The 19,450-nt window shown below is 40.1% G+C and carries 24 protein-coding genes; 19 read left to right on the top strand and 5 right to left on the bottom strand.

Annotated features, from left to right (window positions below):
* Positions 1 to 568: 568 nt before the first annotated feature.
* Positions 569 to 1,828 (top strand): group II intron reverse transcriptase/maturase, encoded by a 1,260-nt coding sequence (gene ltrA, locus RI196_RS12170; protein ID WP_311067332.1) that lies wholly within the window; start codon positions 569 to 571, stop codon positions 1,826 to 1,828.
* Between the two features lie 423 nt (positions 1,829 to 2,251).
* Here ltrA and RI196_RS12165 read toward each other — a convergent pair whose 3' ends face one another.
* Together RI196_RS12165 and RI196_RS12160 are read right to left on the bottom strand one after the other, a co-directional pair.
* Positions 2,252 to 2,623 (bottom strand): iron chaperone, encoded by a 372-nt coding sequence (locus RI196_RS12165; protein WP_130157796.1) that lies wholly within the window; start codon positions 2,621 to 2,623, stop codon positions 2,252 to 2,254.
* Positions 2,624 to 2,645: 22 nt separating this feature from the next.
* Positions 2,646 to 3,017, bottom strand: coding sequence for an iron chaperone (locus tag RI196_RS12160; RefSeq protein WP_130157798.1), 372 nt, complete (start codon positions 3,015 to 3,017; stop codon positions 2,646 to 2,648).
* Between the two features lie 402 nt (positions 3,018 to 3,419).
* Here RI196_RS12160 and RI196_RS12155 point away from each other — a divergent pair, with 402 nt between their 5' ends.
* The 4 genes from RI196_RS12155 to RI196_RS12140 all read left to right on the top strand — a co-directional run bounded on the left by RI196_RS12155 (position 3,420) and on the right by RI196_RS12140 (position 5,234).
* Positions 3,420 to 4,202: a class I SAM-dependent methyltransferase gene (locus RI196_RS12155; protein ID WP_311066300.1), complete on the top strand. Its 783-nt coding sequence runs from the start codon at positions 3,420 to 3,422 to the stop codon at positions 4,200 to 4,202.
* A gap of 209 nt (positions 4,203 to 4,411) precedes the next feature.
* On the top strand, positions 4,412 to 4,735 hold the full coding sequence (locus RI196_RS12150) for an iron-sulfur cluster biosynthesis family protein (protein ID WP_066247658.1): 324 nt from the start codon (positions 4,412 to 4,414) through the stop codon (positions 4,733 to 4,735).
* 10 nt (positions 4,736 to 4,745) lie between these two features.
* Entirely contained in the window at positions 4,746 to 4,988 is a 243-nt protein-coding gene (locus RI196_RS12145) for a DUF2552 family protein (RefSeq protein ID WP_063388346.1), read from the top strand.
* A gap of 36 nt (positions 4,989 to 5,024) precedes the next feature.
* Positions 5,025 to 5,234, top strand: coding sequence for a DUF3886 domain-containing protein (locus RI196_RS12140; protein WP_130157802.1), 210 nt, complete (start codon positions 5,025 to 5,027; stop codon positions 5,232 to 5,234).
* Between the two features lie 372 nt (positions 5,235 to 5,606).
* Here the strand turns inward: RI196_RS12140 and cyoE are convergent, their stop codons facing one another.
* On the bottom strand, positions 5,607 to 6,524 hold the full coding sequence (cyoE, locus tag RI196_RS12135) for a heme o synthase (protein WP_063388344.1): 918 nt from the start codon (positions 6,522 to 6,524) through the stop codon (positions 5,607 to 5,609).
* Between the two features lie 170 nt (positions 6,525 to 6,694).
* Here cyoE and RI196_RS12130 point away from each other — a divergent pair, with 170 nt between their 5' ends.
* Positions 6,695 to 7,300 (top strand): TetR/AcrR family transcriptional regulator, encoded by a 606-nt coding sequence (locus RI196_RS12130; RefSeq protein WP_094246168.1) that lies wholly within the window; start codon positions 6,695 to 6,697, stop codon positions 7,298 to 7,300.
* A gap of 264 nt (positions 7,301 to 7,564) precedes the next feature.
* Here the strand turns inward: RI196_RS12130 and RI196_RS12125 are convergent, their stop codons facing one another.
* Both RI196_RS12125 and mciZ read right to left on the bottom strand, forming a co-directional pair.
* The gene (locus RI196_RS12125; RefSeq protein ID WP_311066299.1) at positions 7,565 to 8,485 is read right to left on the bottom strand and encodes an aldo/keto reductase; all 921 of its coding nucleotides are present in this window, start codon (positions 8,483 to 8,485) and stop codon (positions 7,565 to 7,567) included.
* Between the two features lie 5 nt (positions 8,486 to 8,490).
* Positions 8,491 to 8,670, bottom strand: coding sequence for a Z-ring formation inhibitor MciZ (gene mciZ / locus RI196_RS12120; RefSeq protein ID WP_145976098.1), 180 nt, complete (start codon positions 8,668 to 8,670; stop codon positions 8,491 to 8,493).
* Between the two features lie 78 nt (positions 8,671 to 8,748).
* Here mciZ and RI196_RS12115 point away from each other — a divergent pair, with 78 nt between their 5' ends.
* The 13 genes from RI196_RS12115 to sigF all read left to right on the top strand — a co-directional run bounded on the left by RI196_RS12115 (position 8,749) and on the right by sigF (position 19,448).
* Positions 8,749 to 9,303, top strand: coding sequence for an NUDIX hydrolase (locus RI196_RS12115; protein WP_311066298.1), 555 nt, complete (start codon positions 8,749 to 8,751; stop codon positions 9,301 to 9,303).
* On the top strand, positions 9,300 to 10,469 hold the full coding sequence (locus tag RI196_RS12110; RefSeq protein ID WP_311066297.1) for a TIGR00375 family protein: 1,170 nt from the start codon (positions 9,300 to 9,302) through the stop codon (positions 10,467 to 10,469). Before RI196_RS12115 ends, RI196_RS12110 begins: the two co-directional genes overlap by 4 nt.
* Positions 10,470 to 10,565: 96 nt before the next feature.
* A complete protein-coding gene (spoIIM, locus tag RI196_RS12105; RefSeq protein ID WP_066247667.1) occupies positions 10,566 to 11,204 on the top strand; it encodes a stage II sporulation protein M in 639 nt (212 codons plus the stop codon).
* Between the two features lie 111 nt (positions 11,205 to 11,315).
* Positions 11,316 to 11,774: a ferric iron uptake transcriptional regulator gene (gene fur / locus RI196_RS12100; protein WP_311066296.1), complete on the top strand. Its 459-nt coding sequence runs from the start codon at positions 11,316 to 11,318 to the stop codon at positions 11,772 to 11,774.
* A 107-nt stretch (positions 11,775 to 11,881) separates the two neighbouring features.
* Positions 11,882 to 12,109 (top strand): YqzK family protein, encoded by a 228-nt coding sequence (locus tag RI196_RS12095; RefSeq protein WP_063388337.1) that lies wholly within the window; start codon positions 11,882 to 11,884, stop codon positions 12,107 to 12,109.
* Between the two features lie 6 nt (positions 12,110 to 12,115).
* Positions 12,116 to 13,009 carry a site-specific tyrosine recombinase XerD gene (gene xerD / locus RI196_RS12090; RefSeq protein ID WP_063388336.1) on the top strand — a complete coding sequence of 298 codons (894 nt, stop codon included), beginning with the start codon at positions 12,116 to 12,118 and terminating at the stop codon, positions 13,007 to 13,009.
* 99 nt (positions 13,010 to 13,108) lie between these two features.
* Positions 13,109 to 14,299: a phosphopentomutase gene (deoB, locus tag RI196_RS12085; RefSeq protein WP_311066295.1), complete on the top strand. Its 1,191-nt coding sequence runs from the start codon at positions 13,109 to 13,111 to the stop codon at positions 14,297 to 14,299.
* A 3-nt stretch (positions 14,300 to 14,302) separates the two neighbouring features.
* Positions 14,303 to 15,121 carry a purine-nucleoside phosphorylase gene (locus tag RI196_RS12080; protein ID WP_094246165.1) on the top strand — a complete coding sequence of 273 codons (819 nt, stop codon included), beginning with the start codon at positions 14,303 to 14,305 and terminating at the stop codon, positions 15,119 to 15,121.
* 15 nt (positions 15,122 to 15,136) lie between these two features.
* Complete coding sequence (locus RI196_RS12075; protein WP_311066294.1) at positions 15,137 to 16,441, top strand: pyrimidine-nucleoside phosphorylase; 1,305 nt, start codon at positions 15,137 to 15,139, stop codon at positions 16,439 to 16,441.
* 181 nt (positions 16,442 to 16,622) lie between these two features.
* Positions 16,623 to 17,789: a D-alanyl-D-alanine carboxypeptidase family protein gene (locus RI196_RS12070; RefSeq protein WP_063388332.1), complete on the top strand. Its 1,167-nt coding sequence runs from the start codon at positions 16,623 to 16,625 to the stop codon at positions 17,787 to 17,789.
* A gap of 97 nt (positions 17,790 to 17,886) precedes the next feature.
* Positions 17,887 to 18,240: an anti-sigma F factor antagonist gene (spoIIAA, locus tag RI196_RS12065; protein ID WP_063388331.1), complete on the top strand. Its 354-nt coding sequence runs from the start codon at positions 17,887 to 17,889 to the stop codon at positions 18,238 to 18,240.
* The gene (gene spoIIAB, locus RI196_RS12060; RefSeq protein ID WP_063388330.1) at positions 18,237 to 18,677 is read left to right on the top strand and encodes an anti-sigma F factor; all 441 of its coding nucleotides are present in this window, start codon (positions 18,237 to 18,239) and stop codon (positions 18,675 to 18,677) included. Before spoIIAA ends, spoIIAB begins: the two co-directional genes overlap by 4 nt.
* Before the next feature lie 12 nt (positions 18,678 to 18,689).
* Positions 18,690 to 19,448, top strand: coding sequence for an RNA polymerase sporulation sigma factor SigF (gene sigF / locus RI196_RS12055; RefSeq protein ID WP_063388329.1), 759 nt, complete (start codon positions 18,690 to 18,692; stop codon positions 19,446 to 19,448).
* The last annotated feature ends 2 nt before the right edge of the window (positions 19,449 to 19,450 follow it).

Here is a 19,450-nt window from a genome sequence, read left to right as displayed (position 1 = left end):
AAATTGGGCTTTTTGCGTGCGCCCGGCATGGGTGTAATCTATAGGGTGAAAGTCCCGAGCTGCGAAGGCAGAAGTAGCAGTTAGCTTAACGCAAGGGTGTCCGTGGTGACGCGGAATCTGAAGGAAGCGAGCGGCAAACTTCCGGTCTGAGGAACACGAACTTCATATGAGGCTAGGTATCACTGGGTGAGTTTGCACAACAAAACAAAGCCCTTTCTGCCGAAGGTGATACAAAGTAAATGAAGCAGATGGATGGAAGGAAAGATTACACTCTTACCCGGGGAGGTCTGGCTGGCACGCCAAGTAACCTTGGTAACCTATCTAGTGATAGATAGCTGAACAGTCAGAAGTCAGCAGAAGTCATAGTACTCTTTCAAGCTCGAGATGGAAGAGGAAGGACTGAACAATTAAGGAGAACGAATCGCTAGGCGTTCATCTTCTGTGTGGAAGCAGACAATCCGATAGGACTTACTTGAAGGAGGAAGTGGTGAATCCCACGGGGGACTTCAAGAGGGTGGAGCAGAAGATGGCACAAATAGAAGAATTCGTTCACGTGGAGAGGATATCAATGTTGATGGAAATGATTTTGTCACGGGAAAATCTCCTGGCGGCACTGAAACGAGTCGAACAGAATAAAGGAGGTCACGGAGTAGATGGCATGTCCGTAAAAGACCTACGAAGACACCTCTACGAAAATTGGGACTCCATTCGACAGTCGTTGAGAGAAGGAACCTACAAGCCCTTACCCGTCCGTCGAGTCGAAATCCCGAAACCGAACGGTGGAGTAAGGCTTCTAGGGATCCCTACCGTGACGGATCGTTTCATCCAACAAGCGATTGCCCAAGTGTTGACGAAAATCTTTGATCCGACCTTCTCGAACCATAGCTATGGTTTCCGCCCAGGTAGAAGGGGACATGATGCGGTTAGGGAAGCAAAGGGTTATATCAAAGAAGGATATCGTTGGGTAGTCGATATAGACCTAGAGAAATTCTTTGACAAGGTGAATCACGACAAACTGATGGGGATCTTGGCGAAAACGATCAAAGATCGAATTCTACTGAAGGTAATCCGCCGGTATCTTCAATCAGGCGTGATGATCAATGGAGTGGTAATGGAAACGGACATGGGAACGCCTCAAGGCGGCCCGCTTAGTCCACTTTTATCAAACATCATGCTTCATGAATTGGATAAGGAGCTTGAGAAACGTGGACATAAGTTTGTTCGGTATGCGGATGACTGTAACATCTATGTGAAAACAAAGAAAGCAGGAATTCGTGTCATGAACTCCATTACGAACTTTATAGAGAAGGAGTTAAAGCTCAAGGTAAATAAAGAGAAATCGGCGGTAGACCGTCCTTGGAAACGGAAGTTTCTCGGTTTCAGCTTCACACTCAATAAGACTCCAAAGGTACGGATTGCGAACGAAAGTGTGAAACGTTTGAAGAACAAGATCCGTGAAATTACATCAAGGTCGAAACCGTATCCAATGGAGAAAAGGATTGAGAAACTGAACAAGTATTTAATGGGATGGTGCGGATATTTTGCCTTGGCAGAAACACCAAGTAAGTTCAAAGAATTTGATGAATGGATTAGACGAAGGCTTCGGATGTGTTTGTGGAAAGAATGGAAAACCCCGAAAACAAGAATTCGGAAACTCAGAGGATTAGGGGTTCCAAGCCATAAAGCATTCGAATGGGGCAATACACGCAAGAAATATTGGCGGATTGCCTGCAGTCCCATTCTACACAAAACCCTCGACAACTCCTATTGGAAGCGTCGAGGGTTAAGAAGTCTATTCGAAAGATATCAAGCACTACGTCATACTTAATTGAACCGCCGTATACCGAACGGTACGTACGGTGGTGTGAGAGGTCGGGGGTTAGTCACCCCCTCCTACTCGATTACTCTACCATCGGCGCCCTATAATGGAATAACTAAAACATGATCTCAATCTTAAAATCAATTAATTTTTCTTTCACTAAAAAAGCACCCGTTAGTGAATAAGTGACATTCACGGTTAACTAAAAACAATTAAGTTTCACTCTGCCACTATAGGGTCATTTTCTGGAATAAGTAAGAGAATTATTTTCTTAGCTCCTGTAATAATTTACACTTATTAAAAAAGCTTTGACATTAGCTGTGTCAGGGCGTCCACAACAAGAGTGTTGGGGCATGAAAAAGCGTTTTTGTAGCTATCAACTTCTTAAAGCCTCTCAGAAGCCCTCACAGGCTTTCTAAGGGCTATCCTATTCTATTTCCGCCAAAAAGTTGAACAGTCTGCTTTATCCTGAATATTAAATTCAATCATTTTCTCAAGCAATTCGTAATTTACCGGCTCATTCCACGGAATTCGAAACAAGCCTTTGGTAGCGCTGTAGCCAGCTTGGGCGATTTCATCGGCAAAATGCATCATTGTCTTTTCTTCAGGTGAAACGCTCAAATGATGCTTCGCTGTGGAAAAGCCGATGATAAATGTGCCGTGATCGGTAAACATTGGCGTATTCCACTTGATTTGCGGTTTCAAATTTGGGAATTTATTGGCAACCCACGCCAAAATTTCCTCTGTTCGGTCGCGGTGGTCGGGGTTATCGATACCTGCTAAATATTTTGCAAAAACTTCCATGTCTTCCTCCTTCGATATTATGCTATTTCCGCCAAAAATTCGAATTCTCAGCCTTATCCTTGATATTAAATTCAATTATTTTCTCAAGCAATTCGTAATTAACTGGTTCAGACCATTGAATTCGGAACAAGCGTGAAGAAGCGCTGTAGCCAGCTTGAACGATTTCATCAGCAAAATGCACCATTGTTTTTTCTTCGGGTAAAATGCTCAAATGATTCTTTGCTGCGGCAAACATAATGATGTATGTGCCGTGATCGGTAAATGTGGGTTTGTTCCACTTGATTTGCGGTTTCAAATTTGGAAATTTATTAGCAACCCACGCCAAAATTTCCTCTGTTCGGTCGCGGTGGTCGGGGTTATCAATACCTGCTAAATATTTTGCAAAAACTTCCATGTTATTTCCTCCTAAAATAAAAATCGTTCAGAGAAGTTCCTCAAACCCATTCGTCGTTAAAACTCCTCACAGAACCGCTCAGAACACGACACCTATTTCCACTATATATTTTACAACCTGAATAGTCAAAATGGCTTAAAATGCAAATTAGTTTTGAAATTTTCCATCCGAATGTAGAGTTAAAAAAAGGTTCGACCATTTAAAGCAAAACTTGATTATTTATAATAAAGATTGATAAAACCATGATATTGTGAAACAATTTACTTAAACTGAAGGAAAGGATACAGCACCAAATTAAATGAATATTAGTTTAATTTATGCTGTATCTTTTCGCTAGTCAACTACACGAGCCGTAGCAATTCAATGACCGAATTGCTACGGTAATCAGTTTATGATTTAAGGATGGCTGATAACTTGAAAACAAATGCTAGGTATCAAACTTGGATTCGAATGAATAAACTACTAATTTTTTTGCTTTTTTCACTTTTATTCATTTTGTTGACATTCTTACCTATTAATTTATATCTGCGAGTTTTGTCAGGTATTATAGCGTTACCATTAATTTATATTACATTTATCCTTTCTTATTCTTATTACCAATTCGCAGCATTTGGGGGAAATTATCAGTCAAAAATACATGACTTAATTGTTGCCAAGGTGAATTGGGATGGGCAAGGAAAAATGCTGGATATAGGAACAGGCAGCGGTTCACTGATTATAAAACTTGCAAAGGCTTTTCCTGAGTCTCTATTAACTGGAATTGATTATTGGGGCGACGATTGGGAATATTCGAAAGATCAATGCCAACGAAACGCTGAAATTGAAGGGGTTTCTGATCGAATAAATTTTCTGAAAGCAAGTGCCACAAAACTGCCTTTTAAAAATGATGAATTCGATATAATTGTAAGTTGTCTAACATTTCATGAAGTTAAAGATGAAAGAAATAAAACAGAAGTAATGAAAGAGGCATTAAGAGTGTTAAAACCTGGTGGTGGATTTGTCTTTTTAGATTTGTTTATGGATGAAAAAATATTTGGGGATGAAAAAGAGCTCTTAAATTCCTTAAAGAAACATGGTGTATCTGAATTGAAAAGCTACAAACTCGCTAAAGTAATGAAACTGCCAAAGCTTTTATTGAACAAAAAAGTATTAGGGAATGCAATGATATTGATTGGAAGAAAATAGACGTGTCATAATTTGCTTGTGAAAATAACGCTGATTTCTCACAAATAAAAACAACAGCTTTATTCAACTAACCCGGCTAATAGTTTGTCAATATTTCTCTATAAATGTTTAAAAAACGTTAATCGGTTATGTTCATTCTGCTTCAATAAGCGGAGAGAGCTAAAATATGATAGAATGGAGGCAAAATTAAAAAAGGATGATTTTAGCCTATGAACATTTCGTTTACAAACGCAGCGAAAGCAAAACTTAAAGAGATATTGGAAATGAACGAAAACCGCTATATAAAGCTGAAATATGATACAGATGGCTGCGGCTGTGTCATGAGCGGTGTTACTGTTCTTTGGCTTGTGAAAGATCTTGATGAGGATGATATGAAAATTGATACAAATTTTGTCCCGGTGTACGTGGAGCGATCAAAGCTTGTTTTTTTAGATGATGAATTGCAAATCGATTATCACGGGCAAAAACAAATATTCATGCTCAAAAGTCCAATGCAAATTTACAATCCAAGAATGAGCTGCATTGTGAAATGAGGGAACAAAATTGAAGGAACGTCTAGCTTCTTTAAAGAACATTGCTTTAAATAAAACATGGGTGTCCTTTCTCCATGACAATCATCCGTACACCCTTCTGCATTGGTCTGTAGGAGGAATGGGATATGAAAAAAAGGATGTGTGGCTGATTCAAGATGAAATGACGTTTGAAGCGGAAGAGTTTGCCACGATCGATGAAGCAATTGCATGGATGGAAAAAAACATGCAGAATATTCACGATGTATTAGGATAAAAAAGAGCATGCATTGGTCAAAGGAAGGGAAAAAACATGAAAGATGCATGGAATCTCAAAGATCAGATCGGCGAAGAAAAAGCGAAAAAGCTTATAGATATGAAGAAGCAAATTGAAGAAGAAAAGGAGAAATTAAAAAAACTGGAATTGGAGCGTAAAAGAAAAGAGGAACAAAAGCGGGAAAAACAGAAAAGCTTTGCTGAATTGCTCGCAGAAAGCGACTTGAAATGGGAAGATTTTAAATAAAAAGCTGGAAAGGAGGCTGTCCAAAAAGTCAGGATTCACTGACTTTTTGGAGCCCCTTCATTTTAGGGACTTATCGGATAGACCATTTTTCCTGTCTTGTTTATATCCTCCAGAAGTCTTATGAAGGACTTTTCTTATGCTTTTTTTCTTCATTAGGTTCTTCAAAAGTTGTATGACGGACATTCAGCATATACAACTGCTTCTTGTTGGACTTCATTGCCTCTATGAAGGACATTTACAAATTTTATTTGATTATTTTTGTCCTTCACAGTAGTATTTTTCCCCGATCCTTCATTTTAGGAACTCATCGGACAGCCCCTTAATTCCCAACATTTATTATGCCGCCATGAATTTGTTTAGAAACACTTTCTTTTATAAATGAAAAAGAATTCCCACAAGAGAATAGATAATGACAGTTGAAAATAAGATTGTCATATGAAACAGAGAATAAAGAAACATTGATTTTGCCCATTTCTCTGAATCCATCTTTTTATAGCCGAAAATGCTTAACATAAGCCACAGAACGCTTAAAAGAAGGGCTACTAGCATAAGACCGAGGCTTAAAGGCCCAAAAAGAAAGCTTGCTGCAATTAAAATAATTAAATAAATATTCGTTTGTATATATGCTCTTTTAACACCTTTGACAACTGGGAGCATAGGGACCTTCGCAGCCTTATACTCATCGTGCTTGCGAATAGCTATAGCATAAAAATGAGGCATTTGCCAAATAATTGAAATCACAAACAGACCAAGAATGGCTGGATGTGTCACGTCCGGATGAACAGCAGCCCATCCGATGAGAGGGGGCATTGCTCCAGAAATACTGCCAATTTCCGTATTATAAATTGTTCTTCTCTTGCTCCACATCGTATATGGGACAACATAAAAAAACAAACCTAGAAACCCTAGGAATGCTGCTAGAGGAGTTGTTAATGCAAGGGCTGCAATTCCTAAAATAGACATACAGATTCCAAGCCATAATACTGTTTTAGGCTTTATTGCTCCTGTCACAGTCGGTCTGTTTTTCGTCCTTTCCATGATAGAATCTATATCTCGGTCATATAAGTTGTTAAAAGCTCCAGCTGCACCCATTACGAAAATCGATCCAATCAAAGCAAATAACATTTCCGGCAATTTCTCAAACAGGCTGATCTGATACGTATACAATGCCAATGTCAATCCAGCCAACATCGGAACGAGATTTGATTGAATAATTCCAATTTTACAAGTTTCAGCCAAAATTTGGGGCAAAGTTGGTTTCTGTGTTGTAAGGCTTTCTTCTTTTCGCATTCTTCCCCTCTTCCTTTTTCACTCATGATCTATAAATCTAGGAGGACATTGTTGATAGTTGCGTCCAGCATAATGTAAAATTATAATTTGTATACTGATTAGAATTTATATACTATTTGGTATGTTAATGCTATATGGTATGATTGTCAAGAGAGAGGGAGGATAGCAAATTGGTCAGACGAAGATTAACCCAAGAGGAGCGAAAAAAAGAAACGCGGCAATTACTTTTAGAGTCAGCTGTTGAAATCTTTGCTCGATTCGGCTTTCACGGCGCTTCTGTTGATAAAATTGCAGAACATGCCGGATTTAGCAAAGGGGCGGTATATGCCCATTTTCGTTCCAAAGAAGAGCTCTTTTTAGCTATTTTGGAGCAACAAATGCAATTGCATGTGGACAACATTCTTCAAGTCATAGACGGACAGCATTCGCTTTCACATTTTATCGAAACGATGGATGAATATTTCCTGTCAGTTAGGCAGAAAAATCGAACGTGGAGCATGCTTAACATGGAATTTTTTCTTTATGCGATGCGTGAAGAATCGATACGCCGAAAATGGTCTGACATGATAACGGAAGCGGTACAACAAATTTCCAAGGCGATTGAAAAATTGAAGTCGAAAGAGAATAACGATTCTGCTCTATCTGCGGATGAAATAGCATGGACTATTCTTTCGTTAGAAAACGGTTTAGCGATATTTTATTATATTAGCGAAGACTGTGTGCCCCTTCATTTATATGGAAAAGCACTGCAAAATTTGCTTAGATCCCCTCATTAGAAAATATTCAAGCTTAAACGGATTTCAAAATATATTAGTCCAAAAATTTTTCAAGATAGGAATGGACGGCGCTGTTCAATGAACCGATACATATAGTTGTAAATCCGGTTTATGTGCTATGAACAATCGTTTAGCCATTGAGATTGCAACACGATCGTGCGAATCCCATCCGTTTCGGTAGGAACATCAACTGGATAGATAAATTGAATTTTCAACAGTCATGTGAATCCGAAAATAAATAAGCGGGGATCGTCCCCGCCTGTTTTAATCGCGATGGATTGTATAAAGAGACTGTTTTGTTGCGTTTATAAGCGCTTCGTATTCTTCTTCCAGCAGATCTTTTGCTTTCGCTGCTTGGACATTTTCAAGCAGCTGCTCTTGCTTGCTCGCTCCGGCAATGCAGGAGGCTACAACACGCTGATGAAGAACATATTTTATGGCTGTTTCCGTCCGAGTGCGATCCGGGCATGCTGAATCGATGCTGTGCAAAGCTTCTTTTAATTCATCGAACGTGTAGTCTAAATACCCATTGTTCTTGACGCGCTCAGAGGCTTTTTCGAGCGGGCGCTCTGTCAAGAGGCCTTGAGCCAACGGCCCTCTGGCAATAACAGAAACGTTATGCTCCTGAATCAAAGAAAACCATTCTTCTGGGCGCCGGTCAAGAAGGCTGTATTGCATCATGATTGAAACGATATTGGAGCGTTTCAACCATTCTTTAATAACGTTCGGCCGAATCGAAGAAATGCCGTAGTAGCGGATGACGCCTTCCTGCTTTAACTCTTCGAACGCTTCAATCGTTTCATCGATCGGGTCGTCGATTGTTCCTCCGTGAAGCTGATATAAGTCGATATAATCTGTACCCAGCCGTCTGAGGCTTTCTTTCACTTCTTCCTTTATGTATTTCTTGGATGGATCCCACCACCATCCGTCTTTGCCAACTTCAAACCGATTTCCTACTTTTGTTGCTAAAATGATATCGTTTCGACGCGATTTAAGAGCCCTTCCGACAAATTCTTCATTCAGGCCTTGATCATAAAGATCTGCTGTATCAAAAAAATTAATCCCCAATTCAAGAGCTTGGTCAATCAGCGAACGCGCATGCTTTTCGTCGCGGCCAAGCGACATGCATCCAAGACCGATTTCGCTCACATACAGCTCGGATGTTCCTAATCTGCGCTTTTTCAAAAAGATCACCTCTCTTTTTCTCTTCTAATTTGAAAGTAGTATAAACTTTTTGAAAAAGCAAATGTTTCATATTCATGATGAAGCCATTCATAGACTGTTTTATATCGTTTTGCGGCTTCCTTTAAGCTGTAAGCAATTTCCTTCGGCTTTCCGATCATCACGACCCGGTTATAATTCCGATACATGAGCAATCGCTCCGCCTCCTTTTTAATTATGGTAGAATGTATGAAGAATGATTGGATAATAGAACAGGAGTTGAATATATGAACCGTTTAAACGAGGAAACGATTGCGAAGGAAAAAATTTTTTCAGGGAAGATTATTGATGTATATGTGGAAGATGTCCGTCTCCCAAACGGAGAAAATGCGAAACGTGAAGTCGTGAAGCATCCGGGTGCAGTTGCCGTGATTCCTATTACAAATGAAGGGAAAATTGTCATGGTGAGACAATATCGCAAAGCTTTAGAACGCCAGCTTGTGGAAATTCCTGCCGGAAAGCTTGAAAAAGGGGAGTCACCTGAAATCACAGCAAGAAGAGAGTTGGAAGAAGAAACGGGCTATGGATGTGAATCATTAAAACATGTCATTTCGTTTTATACTTCACCGGGCTTTGCTGATGAACTCGTTCATCTTTATTTAGCTGAAGGATTGATAAAGCTGGAAAATAAAGCAAGTTTGGATGAAGACGAGTTTGTCGAGGTGCTGGAAGTAACCCTTGAGGAAGCGAGAAAATTGATAGAAGATAAAGAAATTTACGATGCAAAAACTGCTTATGCATTTCAATATTTAACATTAAAACAATTGAGTGAGGAGATATGAACGCTTTTTTCGCAGATTTGCACATTCATATTGGCAGAACAAATACAGGAAAACCGGTAAAGATTACGGGGGCCAAGTCGCTGACGCTTGAAAATATTTTTATAGAAGCAGCTGAGAGCAAAGGTATGGATATAATTGGCATCATTGATTGCCATGTCCCCGAAGTAATCAAGGAAATTGAAGATGGCATCAGAAGGGGAAAGTATGAGGAATTAATGGAAGGGGGAGTCCGCTATCAAAATTCGACACTTATTTTAGGTACGGAGCTTGAAATATTTGATGAACATTGCAATGGGCCGATCCATGTTCTATGCTTTATGCCGACTTTAGAAAAGATGAAGGAATTTTCCCATTGGCTCAGCTCCCATTTAAAAAATATTCATTTAAGCTCTCAACGGGTATATGTTGAAGGGAAAAGACTTCAGCATAAAGTGAAGAGCTTGGACGGATTGTTCATTCCGGCGCATATTTTTACTCCTTTTAAAAGCTTGTACGGAAAAGGGGTTCAGCGAAGCTTGACAGAAGTTTTTGATCAAACACTCATCGATGCGGTCGAGCTTGGTTTGAGCAGCGATACTAACATGGCAAGCCGTATTCGTGAACTAGCTTCCTATCCATTTTTAACGAACTCAGACGCCCATTCATTGCCAAAAATCGGGCGGGAATATCAGAAGTTGTTGTTAAAAGCGCCGACGTTTCAGGAATTGGTGATGGCGATCAAAAAAGAAAACGACAGAAAAATTGAGGCGAATTACGGATTAAACCCGAAACTTGGAAAGTATTACGAAACGTTTTGTGAAGCGTGCCAAAAAACAGTAGGCTTGACAGATGAGGGATGCTGTCAAATATGCGGAGGAGTAAAAATTACAAAAGGTGTAAAACAGCGGGTTGAAGAACTGGGGGATAAAACAAATCATGTGGAGAAAAGGCCCCCTTATATTCATCAAGTCCCGCTAGCTTTTCTGCCTGGCATTGGCCCTAAAACATTAAAAAAATTAAAGCATTATTTTGGAACGGAAATGAATATTTTACACAAAGTTCCGTACGCCGATCTTGTCGAAGTGGTTCCGGAAAAAATCGCCGCTTCCATCATCTCGGCAAGAGAAGGCACCCTTTATGTGCAATCAGGGGGAGGAGGAAAATACGGAAAAGTGGAAGGTGCGTAAATTTTCGCGCCTTTTCTTTTTTTCTAGTAAAAATACGAATATGTACCATCCGTTCTCTCATACAATCTAGTAAAGAAAGACAGGAGAGGATAGGATATGCAGAATATTCAGCGTTTTTTACTAAAACAATTGAAAGATCAATCAACCGTCTATTTATTTGTGCTTATATTGTTCATAATGGGAGTAATTTTTGGCGCAATCATCGTAAACAGCATGAGCATTACGCAAAAAGAAGATCTGTATTATTATTTAAACCTGTTTTTTGGACAAGTATCGGACGGAAAACTTGCCAGCTCGTTTGAAATGTTCAAGCAAAGTTTTTTCCACAATACAAAATATGTAGGGCTTATGTGGCTTCTAGGCATTTCGATCATTGGTCTGCCGATTATTTTTATCATGTTATTTTTAAAAGGAATGGTCGTTGGATTTACAGTCGGATTTTTAGTAAATCAAATGAAATGGGGCGGATTTTTGCTGTCATTCGTTTCCGTTTTGCCGCAAAATTTGCTGCTGATACCTGTGTTTCTTATTATGAGCGCATCGGCAATTTCTTTTTCCTTCAAGCTCATTAGACAGCTTTTTGTAAAAAAGTTCCACGATCAGCCGTTTAGAATGTTTGCAGGCTATGCAGTCACATTTTCTTGCTTGATCGCCGTTATATTGCTCGCTGCAATGTTAGAAGCATATGTTTCCCCGATCCTGATGAGAGGGACGATCGATTTTATTTATAAATAATAATTATTATTTAATATAAATTTTATTTTTTAATTTAAAATTATTTCAGTTGGACACTTTCTTTTATTTTGTTATAATATATGAGGAATGCGGCGAGGGAGGGAAAGTGTCATGGAAAACCGCATAGAGCGTATAAAAAAGCAGTTGCATTCTTCAAGCTATAAATTAACCCCGCAAAGGGAAGCAACCGTTCGTGTTTTGCTTGAACATGAAGAGGATCATTTAAGTGCCGAAGATGTTTACCTCCTCGTTAAGGAAAAATCGCCTGAGATCGGGCTCGCAACAGTGTACAGAACGCTGGAATTGTTAACTGAGCTGAAAATTGTTGATAAAATAAACTTTGGAGACGGGGTTTCCAGATATGATTTGCGCAGGGAAGGAGCCGCTCATTTTCACCATCATCTCGTATGTATGGAATGCGGTTCCGTTGATGAGATTCAGGAAGATTTATTAGAAGATGTTGAAAAAATTGTCGAACGAGATTGGAAGTTTAAAATTAAAGATCATCGTCTAACTTTTCACGGCATATGCCACCGCTGTCAGGAAAAAGAAGATAACAAGAAAGAATAAAGCCTTTTCCGCGAGGGGAAAGGTTTTTTTATATTATATACGTATAAAGATTGTCCAGACGGTCATATCTTTAAATATAAGAAAATATGGCCTTGTGGAGGACGAACATGGAAAAATGGACGAAAACCGTAAAGAATATGCTTAAAATTTTTATCTTGTTTACAGGATTTACGATTTTGTTCTACTATGCTATTATATGGGTTAACTTGGAATATCAAGATTACCATCGCTATGACGAGCCTGAAGGATCTGCCGTAAAGGTGACAAGCGTTGTGGAAGAACAGAACGATAATTGGCTGAATCGCTTAATATTCTTTTATTTAAACGGGGAGTAGAGAAGATTGAACGATCATATCCAAGATTTTATTCATTATTTGACCGTTGAGAGAGGACTTGCGAACAATACGATCGTTTCATATGAGCGAGACTTGAAATCGTACAAGCAATTTTTGAACGAAAAACTGAATATTCAAGAAGTGCAAAATATTCAACGCTATCATATTTTGCAATATTTGCATTTTTTGAAAGATCAAGGGAAATCCAGCAAGACAATCGCCCGGCATATCGCCTCAATCCGCGCTTTCCATCAATTTTTGTTAAGGGAAAAAGCTGCGGATGAAGACCCGTCCGTCCATATTGAAACACCGCAGATTGAACGGAAGCTTCCGAAAGTGCTGTCTCTTGAGGAAGTGGAGCGGCTTCTTGAAACGCCTGAGCTGACCTCACCGATTGGATATAGAGATAAAGCAATGCTTGAACTTTTATATGCGACAGGTATTCGGGTGAGTGAAATGGTTCATTTGAATCTTTCAGACGTCCATTTGATCATGGGATTTATCCGCTGCTACGGAAAAGGGAAAAAAGAACGGCTCGTTCCGATTGGAGAAAAAGCAACAAAAGCGCTGGAGGAATATTTGGAAAAGGGCCGGCCAAAGCTTGTAAGACAGAAGCATAAAACGGATGCCTTATTTTTAAACCATCATGGAAAAAGAATTTCCCGCCAAGGATTTTGGAAAAATTTAAAATCGATTGCGGTTAAAGCAGGAATACAAAAAGAATTGACTCCTCATACATTGCGACATTCCTTTGCCACCCATCTGCTTGAAAACGGCGCTGATCTAAGAGCGGTGCAAGAAATGCTAGGTCATGCTGATATTTCAACCACGCAAATTTATACTCATGTGACAAAAACACGTTTAAAAGATGTATATAAAATGTACCACCCCCGTGCTTAATGCCATCGTCATGCTAAAAATCAAGTTGCTCGTCTGTTTCGGCAAGCATTAGGAAAAAATATAATCATCACCGCTTTCAAATGGCAGGAGGAATTTAACATGCAGCATACATATAAACGCGTCTTTTTAATTGTAATGGATTCAGTTGGAATCGGCGAAGCACCGGATGCAGAGCTTTATAACGACAAAGGTGCTGACACGCTTGGCCATATCGCTGAACATCTCGGCGGTTTGCATTTGCCGAATTTAGCGAAGCTCGGATTGGGGAATATACGTGAAATAAAAGGTGTTCCAAAGACAGACAAGCCGCTCGCCTTCTATACAAAAATGAAAGAAGCTTCAGCAGGAAAAGATACGATGACTGGTCATTGGGAGCTGATGGGGTTAAAAATCGATTCTCCTTTTCAAGTATTTCCAGACGGCTTCCCAGAAGAACTGATAGAGGAGCTTGAAAAAAGAACCGGGCGAAAAGTGCTTGGCAATAAGCCGGCAAGCGGTACGGCAATTATAGAAGAGCTTGGAAAAGAACATATGAAAACAGGAGCCATCATTGTCTATACGTCGGCAGACTCTGTTTTACAGATTGCTGCACATGAAAAAGTCATTCCTCTGAACGAATTATATCAAATTTGTCAAATTGCCCGCGAACTGACTTTGGATGAAAAGTACATGGTTGGGCGAGTTATAGCTCGTCCGTTTGTCGGGGAGCCGGGGAATTTTGAACGGACTGCCAACCGGCATGACTATGCTTTAAAGCCTTTCGGCCGAACAGTTATGAACGAGTTGAAGGACGGAGGATTTGATGTAATTGCCCTTGGGAAAATTTCCGATATTTATGACGGCGAAGGCATTACAGATGCAATCCGGACAAAGTCGAATATGGATGGATTGGACAAATTGATCCAAACATTCGACCGGGATTTTACAGGTCTTTCCTTTTTGAACCTTGTCGATTTTGATGCAAAATTCGGCCATAGAAGAGATCCTGAAGGGTATGGACAAGCGCTTGAGGAATTCGATGCTCGTCTTCCTGAAGTGTTCGAAAAAATGAAGGAAGAAGACCTGCTCATCATCACAGCAGACCATGGAAACGACCCTCTTCATCATGGTACAGATCATACTAGAGAATATGTTCCGCTGTTAGTTTATAATTCAACCTATACAAAAGGAAAAGAACTGCCAATCAGAGAAACATTTGCAGATGTAGGAGCAACCATTGCAGAAAATTTCGGCGTGCAAATGCCAAATTACGGAACAAGCTTTTTAACAGAATTGAAGCAGGGGGATTGATCAATGTCAATTGTGGAAGAAGTTGAAAAGGCCTCTCAATTTTTAAAAGATAAATGCAAACAAACTCCAGAGATCGGTCTCGTTCTAGGATCAGGTTTAGGAGTTCTCGCTGAAGAAGTGGAGGATGCTGTAACCATTCCATACAGCGACATTCCTTATTTTCCGGTTTCCACTGTTGAAGGGCATAAAGGCCAATTCGTAATTGGGGAGCTAAATGGCAAAACAGTAGCGATCATGCAAGGCAGATTCCATTTTTACGAAGGGTATAGTGTAAAGCAAGTGACATTTCCTGTGCGAGTCATGAAGGCGCTGGGTATTCATTCCTTAATTGTGACAAATGCAGCCGGAGGGATCAATCAGTCATATCAGCCAGGTGATTTAATGCTGATTACCGATCATATTAACAACATGGGACAAAACCCTTTAATTGGCGAACATAGCCCTGAGCTTGGCGACCGTTTTCCCGATATGTCGGAAGCGTACGATAGCAGACTAATCCAGCTGGCAAAAGAAGCAGCGAAAGAGCTTGGCATCGAAATAAAAGAGGGGGTTTATGTTGCCAATACTGGACCGTCCTATGAAACGCCGGCTGAAATACGGATGTTAAGAGCGATCGGGGGAGACGCAGTTGGCATGTCAACAGTTCCAGAAGTAATTGTGGCGAATCAAGTCAAAATGAAAGTGCTTGGCATTTCATGTATTACGAACATGGCGGCTGGTATTTTAAAACAGCCTTTGACGCATGAAGAAGTCATGAAAACGGCGGAAATGGTTCGGGCTGATTTTATAGCGCTAGTAAAATCCATCGTAGCCAAAATGTAGAAAAAGGTGATTTGCATGCGAATGGTCGATTTAATAGAGAAGAAGCGGGATGGGAAAGCGCTCACAAAAAAAGAAATCCGTTATATCATTGAAGGATATACGGCTGGGGAGATTCCGGACTATCAAATGAGCGCTTTCGCCATGGCCGTTTTTTTTAGAGGGATGACGGAAGAGGAAATGGCGGAGCTCACAATGGCGATGGTTGATTCTGGAGAAAAGATCGATCTTAGTGAAATTAAAGGAATAAAAGTGGATAAGCATTCGACCGGAGGAGTTGGCGATAAAACTACGTTGGTGCTTGCGCCGCTTGTGGCTTCAGCTGGTGTTCCTGTTGCCAAGATGAGCGGAAGAGGTCTTGGCCATACCGGCGGAACGATTGATAAACTAGAATCGATCCCGGGGTTTCATGTTGAAATAGACAATCGACAGTTTGTCCATTTAGTCAATCAAAATAAAATTGCAGTCGTTGGACAAACGGGGAATTTAACTCCCGCTGATAAAAAACTGTACGCATTAAGAGATGTGACAGCGACGGTTAACAGTATTCCTCTTATTGCCAGCTCCATCATGAGCAAAAAAATCGCTGCCGGAGCGGATGCCATTGTTTTAGATGTTAAAACCGGATCGGGCGCTTTTATGAAAAATATAGAAGAATCAAAAAAACTGGCAAAAGCGATGGTGAAAATAGGGGAAAACGTCGGCAAAAAAACGATTGCCGTGATCTCCGATATGAGTCAGCCGTTAGGGTTTGCCATCGGAAACGCTCTTGAAGTCCAAGAAGCGATTGATACATTAAAAGGTGAAGGTCCTGAAGATTTAACTGAACTATGTTTAACGCTTGGCAGCTATATGGTGTATATGGCGGAAAAAGCAGACAGTTTAGAAAAAGCGCGTAAACTGCTCGAGCAATCCATTGCTTCCGGAAAAGCTTTAGAGACTTTTAAAACATTTGTCTCTGCCCAAGGGGGAGATGCCTCAATTGTGGACGATCCATCAAAATTGCCGCATTCTTCGTATACATTCGAATTAAAGGCGAAAGAAGAAGGCTATGTAAACGAAATTGCAGCTGATGCAGTCGGGACTGCCGCCATGTGGCTTGGTGCCGGAAGAGCGACGAAAGATGCTGCAATTGATTTGGCAGTCGGCCTCATCCTCCATAAAAAAATAGGCGATTACGTAAAAAAGGGAGAAACATTCGTTACAATTTACAGCAATCAACAAGATATTGAAAAGGTGAAACAAACTTTATACTACAGCATTAAAATTTCGAAAAACAAAACAAAAAAGCCTGTCCTTATTTATGAAACAATAACAAATTAGGAAAGAAAAAAAGAATCGGGTAATCCCGATTCTTTTTTTGTATAACTTTTTAATAATTGGAAAAAATGGGTTTTATACAGATAATTTTACCAGTAAAAATTCATTCTCATTTCATTTTTAGAGTCTTTTACATTTCATTAGATTAGATTGCAGTTACATATGAGGAATGGAGGATGTGGAGATGAAACAATTACTACTGTCTGTCATGGCAACATTTGTTCTTTTTTTTGGGGTTTCAACGGCTGCGTGGGCAGAAGAAAAAAATGTCAAACTAGTAGATGGAGTGAAATCGGCTATATTGATTGAGCGGGATACAGGTCAAGTACTATATGAAGAAAATTCAGATACACCGCTGCCGCCCGCCAGTATGACGAAAATCATGACGCTTCTTCTTATTATGGAAGCTCTTGATAAAGGAAAGATTCAAATGGATGAAAAAGTAAGAGCGAGCGAATATGCAGCATCCATGGGGGGATCGCAAATCTTTTTGGAGCCTGGGGAAGAAATGACAGTGGAAGATTTATTAAAAGGAATTGCGATTGCTTCCGGCAATGATGCGTCTGTCGCGATGGCGGAGAGAATTGCAGGATCAGAAGAACAGTTTGTATCCATGATGAATCAAAAAGCGAAAGAGCTCGGACTGAAAAATACGCATTTTAAAAATTCGACCGGATTACCTGCAAAAGGACATTATTCGTCGGCAAAGGACATGGCGGTTATTGCCAAAGAGCTATTAAAATATGAAGAAATTACGAAATTTACGGGAACATATGAGGATTATTTACGAGAAGGAACAGACAAAAAATTTTGGTTGGTCAATACAAATCGGCTTGTGAAATTTTACGACGGAGTAGACGGTGTAAAAACAGGTTATACAAACGAAGCGAAATACTGTTTAACGGCAACAGCCAAAAAAGGGAATATGCGGGTTATTGCTGTTGTATTTGGAGCTAAAACGCCAAAAGATCGAAATGCTCAAATCACGAAGCTGTTAGACTATGCCTTTTCCCAGTATGAAACCCATCCTCTGTTTAAACGAAACGAAGTGGTGACAAAAGCAAAACTGAGCAAAGGAAGCGATAAAGATGTACAGCTGATTACTTCGGAGCCTGTTTCCATTATAACCAAAAAGGGCGAAAGCATTGATGATATTAAACAAGAAATTATGTTTAAAAACCACCTGGTAGCGCCAGTGAAAAAAGGAGATGAGCTTGGAACCCTCGTGCTGAAAAAGAATGGAAAGGTTTTTGCTGAAAGCAAGCTTGTGGCTAAACAAGATGTTCGCGTTGCGAGCTGGTGGAAGCTGTTCAAAAGGGTTCTAGGCGAATGGACGAAGGCCGAAAAATGATATTTTTGGCGAAATTCCACTAGTTTTGTCTTCAGGCAGGAAATATGAAAGGTCAACTCGAAAGATTCAATATCATAGTTGAAGGAGGAATATGATCTTGAGTCTAGCGGTTGACCTTGAAGTAAAAGAAAACGTGTTATTGATACGTCTGTCAGGGGAGCTCGACCACCATACAGCAGAGGAACTTCGGCAAAAAGTCAATGATGCCATCGAAAATAACTCTATTCAACATATTTTATTAAATTTAGAACAATTAACTTTTATGGATAGCTCCGGACTTGGAGTGATTCTCGGGCGTTATAAGCAAATAAAACATCTCGGCGGTGAAATGATTGTTTGCGCCATCTCCCCGAGTGTAAAGCGTCTTTTTGACATGTCAGGTTTATTTAAAATTATTCATCTGGCCGAGACAGAGAAAGCGGCTTTGCAAACGTTGGGGGTGGCGTCATGAAAAACGAAATGAAGCTTCAATTTTCCGCTGTAAGTCAAAATGAATCATTTGCAAGAGTAGCTGTAGCTTCCTTTATCGCACAGCTGGATCCGACGATCGATGAACTAACCGAAATCAAAACAGTAGTTTCCGAAGCTGTGACAAATGCGATCATTCACGGTTATGAAAATAATCCTGACGGTATTGTGTATATTTCCTGCACGCTAGAGGACCATATCGTTCATTTGACGATTCGAGATGAAGGGGTAGGAATTGACAACATTGAAGAAGCTAGACAGCCGCTTTTTACAACAAAGCCTGAGCTGGAGCGTTCAGGAATGGGATTTACCATCATGGAAAATTTTATGGATGAAGTGAAAATAGAATCGGAAAAAAATAAAGGCACAATCATTCGATTAACAAAACATCTTACAAAAAGCAAAGCTTTATGTAATTAAGGAGATTAGCTTATGGATGTGGAGGTCAAGAACGAACATTCGAATGGACAATTGAAGGATCAGGAAGTCAGGGATTTGATTAAAAGAAGCCAGCAAGGCGATCAGGCAGCCCGCGATTTGCTTATCCAAAAAAACATGCGGCTCGTTTGGTCAGTTGTGCAGCGATTTTTAAACCGAGGCTATGAGGCGGATGATCTATTTCAAATCGGCTGCATTGGCTTAGTGAAATCGGTCGATAAGTTTGATTTGTCGTATGATGTTAAATTTTCCACTTATGCTGTTCCGATGATTATAGGAGAAATTCAACGATTCATCCGGGATGACGGAACAGTAAAAGTGAGCCGTTCATTAAAAGAGCTCGGAAATAAAATTAGACGGGCTAGAGAGGAACTGTCCAAAACACTTGGCAAGGTGCCAACAGTAGGGGAGATCGCTGACTACTTAGATATTTCACCTGAAGATATCGTTCTTGCACAAGAAGCTGTACGTGCACCTTCCTCCATCCATGAAACGGTTTATGAAAATGATGGCGATCCGATTACATTGCTGGATCAAATTGCAGATCAAAATGAGCAAAAATGGTTTGATCAAATAGCATTAAAAGATGCTATGAACGATTTAGGCGAGCGGGAGCGGCTGATCGTTTATTTGCGGTATTATAAAGATCAAACACAGTCGGAAGTCGCAAAACGGTTAGGAATCTCACAAGTTCAGGTGTCCAGACTGGAAAAGAAAATATTAAAGCAAATGAAAGACCGAATGAGCGGATAGCT

Source organism: Aeribacillus composti, from assembly GCF_031760945.1.
In the GTDB taxonomy this organism is placed as follows: domain Bacteria; phylum Bacillota; class Bacilli; order Bacillales; family Aeribacillaceae; genus Aeribacillus; species Aeribacillus composti.
This window is presented reverse-complemented; position numbering and strand designations above follow the sequence as displayed.